We start from the raw sequence: 12,071 nt of genomic DNA, 5'->3' as shown, positions 1-12,071 counted from the left end.
TTATGCTACAATTATCATAGAGGAACCTCGCTTAATGCTTACATAAAAATTTTGAACAAAAGAGGTGTATTTTTTGGATTTTACGGTAGACCATTCAATTCTTTTATTATCTATTCTCCTTGTCATAGGGGTACTTACTGCAAAGTTCTCTACTCGCCTTGGGGTCCCTTCGCTCGTACTTTTTATCATCGTAGGAATGGTTGTTAGCCACTACATCTACTTTGACAATGCTCTTTTAACACAAGGATTCGGAATATTAGCACTTATCATTATTCTTTTTGATGGAGGCGTGCAGACCAAATGGAAAGATGTCAAACGCGTTGTTCGCCCTTCCGTTTCATTAGCTACTTTCGGAGTCCTCATTACGACAGTTTTAACCGGCGTACTTGCCAAATATATTTTAGACGTTACTTGGCTTGAAGGCTTTTTATTTGGGGCAATCGTTGGCTCTACAGATGCTGCAGCCGTGTTCTCTGTACTCGGGACACAGAACATCCGCCAAAAACTAAACTCCACGCTAGAAGCAGAATCTGGTTCCAATGATCCGATGGCCATCTTCTTAACCGTTTCTATTATTGAATTAATTCAGCATCCAGACTCTCCCATCCTCTCATTAATCCTTAATTTCTTTTGGCAAATGGGAATCGGACTATTACTTGGTTTAGTACTTGGAAAAGCATCCGTTTGGATTATTAATCGAATTAATTTGGATTCTTCAGGACTTTATCCTGTTCTTACATTGTCATTGGCCGCCTTGACCTATGGAATTTCCACATTTGTAGAAGCAAGCGGTCTACTTGCTGTATATGTAATGGCAGTGGTAGTAGGAAATGCAGATCTAACTTATCGTCACACAATTGTCCGCTTTAACGAAGGTTTTGCATGGATGATGCAAATTTTAATGTTTATTTTACTCGGCCTTCTTGTCTTTCCTAATCAACTGCTAGATATCATCTGGCAGGGTATACTGTTATCTCTTTTACTTATGTTTGTCGCTCGTCCACTCGGCGTATTTCTTTCGATGATGTTTGCTAAATACTCATCCAAAGAAAAACTGTTTATTTCTTGGGCCGGTTTAAAAGGAGCTGTTCCAATTGTATTGGCTACTTATCCTATGATGGCAGGTTTGGAGAACAGTACGCTCATTTTTAACGTCGTTTTCTTTGTTGTCTTAACTTCCGCTCTTCTTCAAGGAGCAACAATCGCTCCTTTAGCCAAATTTCTAAACCTTTCTCAAGGTGAAAAAGAGACGGTTCCTCACAGTCTCGAGCTTGTTTCGATGGGCAAAACCAAAAATGAAATGATTGAGTTGAAGCTCGTGGAACATGCAGATATATCAGGAAAATCGCTTGAAGAACTTCACCTCCCTGAAGATATTTTAGTGACTGCTGTTATTCGAGATGATAAATTACTTACACCTAGAGGAAATACACAAATTTTTGCAGGTGATACATTATATATTCTTATTTCGAAGAAAAAACGGGATAAAGTAAAAGCATTTTTCCAAAAAAATACGTCTGATGGGGATGAAAGAGAAGGAAAAACCAGTTAAAAAATTGACTAAAGCTTTTACTGGAAAAACAGCACCCGCTTATTGAACGGAGTGCTGTTTTTGCTGCTGCATCAAATAAAGAGATTTATAATTGGGGTGATGTTTTAAAAGTTCTGAGACCGTTACAAACTTATAACCCTCTTCCTTTAACTTCGGTAAAATTTGTTTTAATGCTTCAATGGTTTGGGTTCGATCTCCTCCCGTATCATGAAACAATACAATATCTCCTGATCTGGCATGGTTAAGCACTTGACTTACAATTTTACCTACGCCTGGATTTCTCCAATCAAATGTATCTTGATGCCAAGACCAAAGAATAATCGTATACTGCTGATTTTTAGCAGCTTTTACTACCCGATCGTCATAATAGCCAGTAGGTGGACGAAATAAGTAAGGTTTTATTCCTGTAATAGCTTGTATACGTTCATCGGCTTTTTCAATTTCTTGTTCAATTCTTTCTACTTGCTGGCCCCTTACTTTCAAATGGCTATATGTATGATTAGCAAGTTCATGACCTTCACGAACTTCTCTTTGAGCAAGCTTGGGAAACGACGTTATTCGATCGCCGACTACAAAAAAAGTTGCTTTAGCACCGTACTTTTGCAATAAATTTAAAATGGTCGGCGTATATTTAGGATCTGGTCCATCATCAAATGTAAGCGCAATTAACTTCTCATCTTTCATGGGAACTTCCCACACGATATCTCCTTTTTTTTCATAATAAAATCGGCTCTTCTTTGCAGCATCTGCGTGAATACCATAGAAATTAATGGAAACAATAATGATAATTGACAAGCACCATTTCACTCAATGACCTCCTTTTTTGTTTAGGTGTGATTCATACGTATTGTCAATAAACGCTTTAATACCAACTGCAAATAATCGTTCATCACCCAAACACATGCGCTGTTGACGGCGATTAGCCGCAGAAGTTGATTTACGGTTTTTCATAGTCTTCTCTCCATTACTAATTGATTGTGTTTTTAGCTTTACCAAAAAGTCAAAAATAAACCTACGGGTTCTAACATGACGAAAACATTTTTATATAGTAATTACACGCTGTCTAGCGTTTTGAATAGGAGATATATACATGCGAAAATTTTATTTAGCGCTTCTGTTAATGATAAGCGGAACCATGGTTATACTGCCTTCTGTTAAAGCAATCAGTGAAAGCAATGAGAAACAGCAGCAGCTCACGGTAAGCGAACAGGGATATTCTCTTTCATTGCCCGGTGAATATACACTTCAAAAAGAAGAAAATGGAAAGGATATTCTTTTTTCAACCAAGACTCCCTATACGTGGATGCGAATTGAAGTCCTTTCCGGGAAAGAAAGTACAAGCAAATCATATCTAGATCGTTCAAAAGAATTGTTTGATGACCAGTTTGGAAAATCATTAAAAATTTCTTCTACATCCCTATTTATCCAACCCGTTGTGTTTGCATCTACATCCGGGAGTAAAAAAGAAACGGCAAAGCTATATGTACTAAGAGAAACAAAGGGGCATCCTGCTTTAAAAATCACGATGGTTACGGCTAAAAATTCTGATGATGAAAAAAAGTTAATTTCAATTGTTAACTCAGTAAAAACGCATGAATGAAAATAGATAAGGAAGCCAGCTATGAAAAAAAAGATATTTCTTGTTTGTTTTATATGTTTGATAAGTGGCTGCTCAACTGCTTTTCGTGAAGAGCTTATCAACACACAAAAAGAAACTCCAAGAGAACGCTTGCCACAGCAAAAGTTCACCTATCCTTACAAAGGAAGCAGCAGAACAGATGTGGGTTATCTTAAAAGAAGCACCAATCAAAACTATACGCTTTACGTACTAGAAGGATACGAGTTTACAGAAGAAGAGCCACGAAAAGATGTCATTTACAACAAAAAAAATGATGCTTTGTGGATGCGGATTGAAGTGTTTCCACCAAATAAAAGCGTAGAGGAGCTCAATAAAGAAACAAAAGAAATTTTAAGAGCTGGCTTTTCGGAAGTGGCTTCCCTTGACACGCACCTCATTCACCATAACCTAGAGATAGAAGCTGCGTACAAAGCATCAGATGATAAAAGTAATGCATACGGTTTTCTCGTTCGAAAGCAAAATCAACACCCTACTTTCCGGTTAACGATCTTTGCTCCTAAGTCCGAAAGGGATTTAACTCCGTTTTTGGAAATGGCGAGAACGCTTCAAAATGCATAAAACAGAGAAAAAGTCGGTTTACAAAGTGTGTAAACCGACTTTTTCTTTATTTCATATCTAACAGTTTAGTTTTTAAATCTTTTTCCATTTGATACAGCTCTGATTCTGCCTCGGTACGCTTCGTACGCCCTTCTTCTTGTATCTTTAGTACTTCTTCTAACGTGGTAATCAAATCGGACTGCGTTTTTTTCAATGTTTCAATATCGACAATCCCCGCCTCGTTTTCACGAGCTACTTCAATTGTATTCTGCTTGAGCAGCTCTGAATTTTTAGTAAGCAAGTCGTTTGTTGTCTTAGATACTTGTTTTTGGGCTTCCATTGCTTTCTTTTGGCGTAATAAAGTGGTTGCGATTACTACTTGATTTTTCCAAAGTGGAATAGCTGTTAAAATAGAGCTTTGAATTTTTTCCACAAGGGTCTGATTGACTTCTTGAATTAATCGAATCTGCGGTGCACTTTGAATGGCAATCTGACGGCTCAGTTTTAAATCATGCACTCGTTTTTCTAGCCTATTGATAAATTGATTTAAATCATTGACCTCCTGAGCCATCAAGTAGTCATTTTTTTGAGATGCTGTTTGCTGAAGCTGGGGCAGCGTTTCATTCTGCAGCGCCACTAACTTGTATTCTGCCGCTGCAATGTAGACGTTAAGCGCCTCGTAAAACTGTTTGTTTTTATCGTATAAGCTATCTAGCATCGTAATGTCTCGATACAGCATTTGTTTTGAGCGCTCTAGCTTATCTGCAATTTTATCAATTTCAACATTAATGCTTTGATATTTTGTTAATAAATTTTGAATAGGCCTAGAGACTCCTGAAAACAATCGACCGATGACTCCTTTTTTCTTTGCAGAAAAATCATCGGGATTCACTTGGCGAATCTTACTCATTAAATCTCCTATAACGTCTCCTACTGGTCCCGTATCTTTCGTTTGAACATGCTGTAGTACAGATTGAGAAAACTGAGATAGTTCTGACTGAGCTGCTACCCCGTACTGTAAGATAGCCTGCTGATTTTTATAATCAATTTGATTTGCGATTTTCTGCGCTTTTTCCTGGTATTCCGGTGTCAAATCATCGTATGTGTTTCTTTTTGCAGCGCGAGAGTCCGATTGTACCTGCGGGGTAGGCGATGCAAAAGGATCATCAAGCAGCGCATCTAACGATTGATTTTGATCATATTCTCTCATCATAAAATCCCATCCTTTGCATTTACATTACTTTGTGCGATTAGTAGCTGTCGGTATATACGGCTGCTCCTCTTCAAATGCTTGTTTTAGCACTTTAAGCTCTACATCTAATGTCAGCTTATCTTGTGAAAGGGCATTTGTTAATAAATGCTCATACTTCCCTGATAACCCGCGCAGCATGTCTTCCGCTTCATGAAGACTTTCTTTTACTTCTATGCTTTTCGTTGGTTTTGATAATAAAAACATATACCTTTCAATGACGGTAACCGTTGATTGTAAGTAGTTCGTAAAAAAGGGCTGAACATCTTTATATCGTGCGGGCTCTTTTTCTACCATTTCAATGATGCTTTTACCTACTTTGTATAGTTTAGAAAGTTCTGTCCACATATGAACAGACCGAATTTTAAAACGATAGCTTCCAATGGTTCTTAATTGCTTTCTTGCCTCTTTTACCTGATGACGAACGTATGCAATTTCTTCTCTATACGGATTTTGATAATGACGTCGAGCACTGCTCATAATAAAAAACAGGCTCAGCACGACCATTACTCCTATACTAATGCCAAATGATTGAATCATCGTGGTACTAAATCCAAAATAGCTGACCGGAACGGCTACTGCTCCTGTTACCCAAATGGCAAGAATCTTTTTTATGATTCGAACGACTTTCATCGCTTTCACTCCTATCTCAAATGTGACCGAACTTTTAAACGTATACATATTATACCATTGTCTTCCCGTCTCTTAAAACGATTACTGTTATAATTTATATACGGATAAAACCTTTAAAGGTTTCATAAAACAAAAAAACAGGCAGCTTTTAAAAGCTGCCTGTTTTTTATTGATCTTCGCGCTTGTTGTAATCATACTTCGAGCGTTCAATTGGTTTGAACCCTTCTGGTGTATGAAAGCGGAGTAAATCTCCGTAAACAAGTTTATCTGATAGTTCTAGCTTTTTCTTAACTAGTTCATCATACTTATCATACTGTTTCGCTTCCTTATCTGAAAGCTGCTTGCCCGTTGCGTTGTCATACACTTTCTGATCAACTTTTGTTACCTTAGGTGTAACAAAGTCACCGTTACGGAAAGGTACAACTTGCTGATGTTCTTTTGATAATAAGTCTGTACCAAAGTCAATATAGTCTTTTGTATCAAGACCTAATAAATGCATCACTGTTGGACGAACATCTACATCTCCACCATACGTATGATTTACGCCGCCTTTAAGGCCTGGTGAAGTAATAAATAATGGTACGCGCTGAAGTTGAGCTTGTTCAAAATCATTGATGTTTTTACCCATTACTTTGCCCATTGCACGCTTATGGTTTTCAGAAATACCGTAGTGGTCACCGTACATCACGACCATCGTATTGTCTGCTAAACCAGAGGCCTGTAAGTCCTCAAAGAATTGCTTGATTGATTCATCTAAATAACGAGCCGTTTGGAAGTATTGGTCAACTGACTTATCCCCCGTATTGTGAGGCCCAATCGTTTGGTCTTCCTTATCTAGTGGATAAGGGAAGTGGTTTGATAACGTAATGAACTTCGCGCTAAATGGCTGCTTTAAGCCTTTTAAATAAGGCATTGATTCTTTAAAGAATGGTTTATCTTTTAAACCATAGTTCAGCGTATCTTCGTCTGACATATTGTAATAAGCTGAATCAAAGAATTTTTCTACACCCATTGATTTATACATTTCATCACGGTTCCAGAACGATTTTCCATTTCCGTGGAACACAGATGTTGTATAGCCTTGCTGATCTAGAATACCGGATAGCGACTGATAGGTGTTATTTGCTTTTGTTGTAAATACAGAACCTTGAGGTAAACCGAATAATGAGTTCTCCATCATGAATTCAGCATCTGACGTTTTACCTTGCCCCGTTTGATGGAAGAAGTTATCGAAATACATTGTGTTCTGATCTTTTAATAGTGAATTTAAGAATGGCGTTACTTCTTCACCATTTAACTTATAACCAATCATAAATGACTGAAGTGACTCTAATGAAATATAGATAACGTTTTTGCCTTTTGCTTGACCGAAATATTCTTTGTTCGGCTCAGCATATGTTGCTTTTGCATAGTTCTCTACCTCAGCCACATCACTGCTATCTGCTAGCGCGCGCTGTGCTGAAGATTTCGAGCTCTGGATGATATCATAGATCGTATAGTTATACGTTCCTAAATATTTCACTAAATAGTTGCGGTCAAATGTTCTCGTTAATAGTTGAGGACGATCCATTTCCGCTAGTGCAATGTTGGCACTTAAGAATAAAATCCCTGATAAAAATACACCTGTCACAGTACGTCGACTAATTGTTGCTGGTAAGTCAACTTTTTTCCATAGTACTAAAACTAAAAGAATAAAGAAATCTGTGAAGTATAAAATATCAGTTGGGCTGATTAAAGCCATGGCACTGCCGCCTAATTGACCAAAGTTGTTTGACTGAGTCAATACAGGAACAGTAATAAAATCATTAAAGAAGCGATAGTATACTACATTTGCGTACAGGATGAATGAAAGTAAAAAATTCATTCCAAGCAGTGCTCGTACTTTTCCGCGCCCTTTAAATAGTAATGCAATGGCAAAAAAGAAAATTGCCGAACCAATTGGGTTTATGAAAAGTAAGAACTTTTGCATAAAATTGTCTAACCCTAAGTTAAATTCGATACGATAAACGGTATACGTTTTAATCCAAAACAACAAAACTGCAATTAGAAATAACGGCAGCTGTTTCGAAAAAATATTTTTACCGTTTGTCATGAGCTGTTTCATATTCCCACCTCTGTCTCTATTGAAATTTAAGCTCACTTTTATTTTTATAGTAAATGTAAAAAGAAATCTCTCTTACAAAAAATGTAAGAGAGCTAATCTGTTCTTTCACATTTTAACTCTTTAAAAAAAATTGTCAACACCGCTACGTATAATTTTCACCAAACGTGAGAAAATAACTACTTTCTTATTCCCAGCTCTATCGGCTTTCAAACACAAATGTATCCTGCGCTTTTTTCTTCTCACTATTTAATACGGACAGCTTCTCTTTAGGTTTCACTATTTTATATTTATTTTTTATTTTGTCCACTATACATATAAATTTAACACTTGCCTTAGTTTTCCTTCTACTTTACAAGAGAATGCATAAAAGCACTTGTGAATATTTGTTATATCAATACCTCTTATTTTCTTTTCTTTCTACAGTAAACCACATATTTTGAGTCATTTCTTTCTTTAAATATGAAAAAAATGTGTCAGTTTGCATCGAAAATTTTTATTTTTTTACCTTTTTGTTTATAATATAAATTATAAATATTATTTGAAATTTCAGATCTCTTTAACGTCTGATCTAGAAAGTGCATTTTTTATATAAAATTGGAACGAGTACAGGCTATGCATGCTTGTATACCTAGAAGCTTAAACGTCTTACATTTTTATAAAGGAGAAAAAATGAAAGAATGTATTGTTTTCATTACAAATATTATTAATGTATTGCACGACGGATTAATTTATATTTTTTATTTACTAGGATTTTCTCTTTCAGATAAAGAACTTCACTTCTGGATTATTGGCATTATTGGACTGCTCACGTTCTTAAGCGTTTATATGATCTTTAAATTATTGTCAAAATGGAAATTTAGTATTACAGCTATTTCCTTTATCTATACCCTTACCGTTATGCTTGTCTTAGTTTTTGCCATTGAAATTCAGCAAGGAATTACTACCCGGGGCAATATGGAATTTGATGATGCCATAGCAGGTTTATGGGGGTTTTTAGTCTTCTTTAGTATTTATATCGCCTTTGCTTCTTTTTTCCTTTTATCCAAGAAGTTATTGTCTTCGAATAAGGAGAAAAAAATAAAAACTGAGGCCCCTACTCGGAGCCAAAGGCACGTTAATTAATTTCGTTTGAGTTTCAAAACGACTTGATGAATCCGTATTCGATTATATCGTTGAACCAAAATAAACGGTACGTTTGCAACAATCGCATAAATAACCATCCAAACACCTATAGAAGGAGAGTTCCATATAAAAAAAAGAATAGAAGGAAGTATGCTGATCCAGTGAGTTAACTCTGCTCGATTTGTTTCAATTAAAAAAAGCTGTGCATATTCCTTCGTTCTACTCTCCCATTTCTTTTTATAAAATCCTCGTTTAAATAGCTTTCCTGCATCAGGAAGCCACATTTTCCATCGGTGCACCCCGAATTTTTTATATATTCCAACTGTTTCCCAGCTGTGAACCTTAAACAGCGCAAGGTCTTTTTTTAAATAAAAGGTAGAAATTTTTGTGCACCTGTAGGCGATGAACATGTGAATCACAAACCATGCCATGATATTAATTAAGAGCTGAGCACCTGTCATTTTATCACTTTCTTCTTTTTTTCTTCTTCTATAGATATGCTGCGTTCTTTCCATTTAACTTGCTTTCTCACCGCTGTTTGGATGAAGGACCATACGAATAGGCCCAGAAAAAACAGCACGTGAATAGGAAATAAGCACAAAGAAAAAAAAGTAAACGAACCTATTTTTCTTAAGCTATTAAATAAGAGACTTACATAGCAAACATAGCTGCTAATTGCCAAGCCTGCATGTTGATTCCATAGAGTAGGTAAAAAAAGAACATAATTAATCATGCTAGTAAGCCATAAACTTACTAGAAATAAATAAATGGCTTCCGTTTTCCCCGCACCTGAAGCAAAGCTTTTACTCCACCCTCTTATAAGGCTTTTCATACCATCTGGATACATGCGCATGGAAAGAGCTCCTTGTCCACTCATACACGTAATAAATTCACCTTGTTTACTCATTTTCTCAACCAGTGCCATATTTTCAACCACTTCTTTTTTTATCCCTTCGTGGCCTCCGCTTTGAAAGTAGGAGGCTGCGCTGCAAAGCAAGCACTGCCCGAAACCGACGGAAGGACTTTTCCAATTTTTAAAAGGGTGAAAAGCGCCAATCGATGCAAACGTAACATAGTGAAATAAAGCAGAAAACATTTCATAAGGCCTCTTAACAAGATGATAAGGATGAATCGACAGCACCCCCCCTTGCTGTTGATAGTAGAAAAATACTTTTTCAATTCCGTCTTTCTCTACTGTAATATCAGCATCTAAAAACAAAAGCACCGAGCCTTTTGCTTCTCTTGCTCCATTCCAGCATGCCCATGACTTTCCTAACCATCCAGCTGGAAGTGTCCCCGGGTGCACTACTTTTACGCCAAATGCTTTGGCTACCCGCTCAGTATGATCTGTTGAGTTGTCATCTACAACAATCACTTCAAAGTCAGCGTTCTGTAACTGGAGTGACTGCAATAAAAAGGTAAGGTTTTTTTCTTCATTTCTAGCTGGAATAATAATGGACAAACATGACATATCGTTTCTTACTATTTTTACACGTTTAAATGTAGGGATAATGATGACAAGCGTACCTGTCAAGACAAGAGCAACCAGTAAAAAAGACATCTCTTTCTCCTTTCCTTCACGTATGAAAATTAGCGAACTGGATAAAATAAAAAGTTGTAGACCTATTTTTATTTTGCGTGAAGTCATTTTATACACATTGTTGACAACTCGCTTTTGTTTTATAAGGAGGAAAAAGATGAAAAAGAAAGTAATTGTTGTAGGCGCAGGTTTAGGTGGTCTGTCAGCTGCTATTCGTCTGTCGGCTGATGGATATGATGTAACAGTCGTTGAAAAAAGCGAGCGAATTGGCGGTAAGTTAAATATTCGCAGCGGCAAAGGATTTTCTTTCGATACAGGACCTTCTATTTTAACAATGCCGTGGGTGCTAGAGCAGCTGTTTGAAAGTGCAGGCCGCAATATCCACGACTACTTAACAATAGAACGAATTGAGCCTCAGTGGAGAACTTTTTTCCAAGATGGAACACAAATTGATTTGACCAGTGACCTTCCTCGCATGCTTCAGCAGCTTCAAGAACTTGCTCCAGAAGACATTGAAGGTTTTTTTGACTATTTATCTTATGCAAATAAAATGTATGAATCGAACTTAAAAAGTTTTTATAAAAAAAGTTTATCTGGACTGCACGATTTACGAACGATGCACACGGTAAAAGAACTGCTTCAAATGGATCCAATGAGATCTATGGATGCTACTACACGCAAATATTTTTCAAACAAACATTTGCGTCAATTGTTTAATTTTTTAATTATGTACATCGGTTCTTCTCCTTATCATGCGCCAGCTGTATTAACGCAGCTTGCTCACGTTCAGCTAGGGTTAGGTATTTATTACGTAAAAGGCGGAATGTACAAAATTGCTGAAGCGATGGATAAGCTCCTTCAAGAACTTGGCGTCACTGTGCATCTAAATACGCCAGTAAAAGAAATCACAACAAGCGGAGCAAAAACAACTGGAATTACACTAGAAAACGGTGAAAGCCTATCAGCAGATGTTGTGGTATCTAATCTAGAAGCCATTCCAACTTACCGCTATTTATTAAAAAATCATGCGCAAGCAGCTAAGCAAACTCAGCAGCTTGCAAAATTTGAACCTACTGTTTCTGGCCTTGTTCTTTTATTAGGGGTTAACAAACAGTACAAGCAGCTTCAACATCATAATTTCTTCTTCTCAAAGGATCAGAAAGAAGAGTTTGATACAATCTTTAACAAAGGGAAAATAGCCATGGATCCGACAATTTACATTGGCGTATCATCTAAATCAGATCCTACGCAAGCTCCTGAAGGAAAAGAAAACCTGTTCGTTCTTACTCATGTACCTCCTTTAAAAGAAGGCGACGACTGGGCTGCATTAAAAGACCGCTACCGTGATGTCGTATTGAAAAAGCTTGAGGCAATGGGATTAGAAGACTTACGTTCGAGCATTGAGTTTGAATATACGTTTACTCCTAACGATATCCAAGAGCTTTACGGCGCTAACGGCGGGTCCATTTATGGCGTAGCAACTGACCGTAAGAAAAATGGAGGGTTTAAAATTCCGGCAAGAAGTCAGCTTCTTTCTAACCTTTATTTTGTAGGAGGCTCTACACACCCTGGAGGCGGCGTGCCAATGGTGACATTATCAGGTCAGCTTACAGCGGACGCAATTAATGAAGATTTTCAGATTCCTCGTATGCAAAAAGATATTGGATAATGAAAAAGTGCAGGAAATTCCTGCAC

The 12,071-nt window shown here is 37.1% G+C and carries 12 protein-coding genes; 5 read left to right on the top strand and 7 right to left on the bottom strand.

Annotated features, from left to right (window positions below):
- The first annotated feature begins 73 nt into the window (after positions 1–73).
- Positions 74–1,552: a potassium/proton antiporter gene (locus tag U9R83_RS09870; protein WP_328575211.1), complete on the top strand. Its 1,479-nt coding sequence runs from the start codon at positions 74–76 to the stop codon at positions 1,550–1,552.
- 39 nt (positions 1,553–1,591) lie between these two features.
- On the opposite strand, the gene U9R83_RS09865 is transcribed toward U9R83_RS09870, so the two are convergent.
- Both U9R83_RS09865 and U9R83_RS09860 read right to left on the bottom strand, forming a co-directional pair.
- The gene (locus U9R83_RS09865; RefSeq protein WP_014460431.1) at positions 1,592–2,359 is read right to left on the bottom strand and encodes a polysaccharide deacetylase family protein; all 768 of its coding nucleotides are present in this window, start codon (positions 2,357–2,359) and stop codon (positions 1,592–1,594) included.
- Positions 2,360–2,503 carry a hypothetical protein gene (locus tag U9R83_RS09860; protein WP_328575210.1) on the bottom strand — a complete coding sequence of 48 codons (144 nt, stop codon included), beginning with the start codon at positions 2,501–2,503 and terminating at the stop codon, positions 2,360–2,362.
- Positions 2,504–2,642: 139 nt separating this feature from the next.
- Between U9R83_RS09860 and U9R83_RS09855 the strand changes: the two genes are divergently transcribed.
- Entirely contained in the window at positions 2,643–3,152 is a 510-nt protein-coding gene (locus U9R83_RS09855) for a hypothetical protein (protein ID WP_014460433.1), read from the top strand.
- A gap of 21 nt (positions 3,153–3,173) precedes the next feature.
- Positions 3,174–3,749: a hypothetical protein gene (locus tag U9R83_RS09850; protein WP_221812857.1), complete on the top strand. Its 576-nt coding sequence runs from the start codon at positions 3,174–3,176 to the stop codon at positions 3,747–3,749.
- Positions 3,750–3,795: 46 nt separating this feature from the next.
- Here the strand turns inward: U9R83_RS09850 and U9R83_RS09845 are convergent, their stop codons facing one another.
- The 3 genes from U9R83_RS09845 to U9R83_RS09835 form a co-directional block, all read right to left on the bottom strand.
- Complete coding sequence (locus U9R83_RS09845; RefSeq protein ID WP_014460435.1) at positions 3,796–4,941, bottom strand: toxic anion resistance protein; 1,146 nt, start codon at positions 4,939–4,941, stop codon at positions 3,796–3,798.
- A gap of 24 nt (positions 4,942–4,965) precedes the next feature.
- A complete protein-coding gene (locus U9R83_RS09840) occupies positions 4,966–5,610 on the bottom strand; it encodes a 5-bromo-4-chloroindolyl phosphate hydrolysis family protein (RefSeq protein WP_115653699.1) in 645 nt (214 codons plus the stop codon).
- A 166-nt stretch (positions 5,611–5,776) separates the two neighbouring features.
- A complete protein-coding gene (locus U9R83_RS09835) occupies positions 5,777–7,714 on the bottom strand; it encodes an LTA synthase family protein (protein WP_013056729.1) in 1,938 nt (645 codons plus the stop codon).
- Positions 7,715–8,383: 669 nt separating this feature from the next.
- Between U9R83_RS09835 and U9R83_RS09830 the strand changes: the two genes are divergently transcribed.
- A complete protein-coding gene (locus tag U9R83_RS09830; RefSeq protein ID WP_013056728.1) occupies positions 8,384–8,836 on the top strand; it encodes a hypothetical protein in 453 nt (150 codons plus the stop codon).
- Here the strand turns inward: U9R83_RS09830 and U9R83_RS09825 are convergent.
- Positions 8,833–9,351, bottom strand: a complete 519-nt coding sequence (locus U9R83_RS09825; protein ID WP_258873795.1) for a glycosyl-4,4'-diaponeurosporenoate acyltransferase — start codon at positions 9,349–9,351, stop codon at positions 8,833–8,835. The two genes, U9R83_RS09830 and U9R83_RS09825, sit on opposite strands and share 4 nt — an antisense overlap.
- Complete coding sequence (locus U9R83_RS09820) at positions 9,294–10,397, bottom strand: glycosyltransferase (protein ID WP_226701190.1); 1,104 nt, start codon at positions 10,395–10,397, stop codon at positions 9,294–9,296. The genes U9R83_RS09825 and U9R83_RS09820 overlap by 58 nt, the downstream gene beginning before the upstream one ends.
- 136 nt (positions 10,398–10,533) lie before the next feature.
- Between U9R83_RS09820 and U9R83_RS09815 the strand changes: the two genes are divergently transcribed.
- Entirely contained in the window at positions 10,534–12,045 is a 1,512-nt protein-coding gene (locus U9R83_RS09815; protein WP_226701189.1) for a phytoene desaturase family protein, read from the top strand.
- Positions 12,046–12,071 lie beyond the last annotated feature (26 nt).

It is taken from the genome of Priestia sp. LL-8, from assembly GCF_036227845.1.
Lineage (GTDB): Bacteria > Bacillota > Bacilli > Bacillales > Bacillaceae_H > Priestia > Priestia zanthoxyli.
This window is presented reverse-complemented; position numbering and strand designations above follow the sequence as displayed.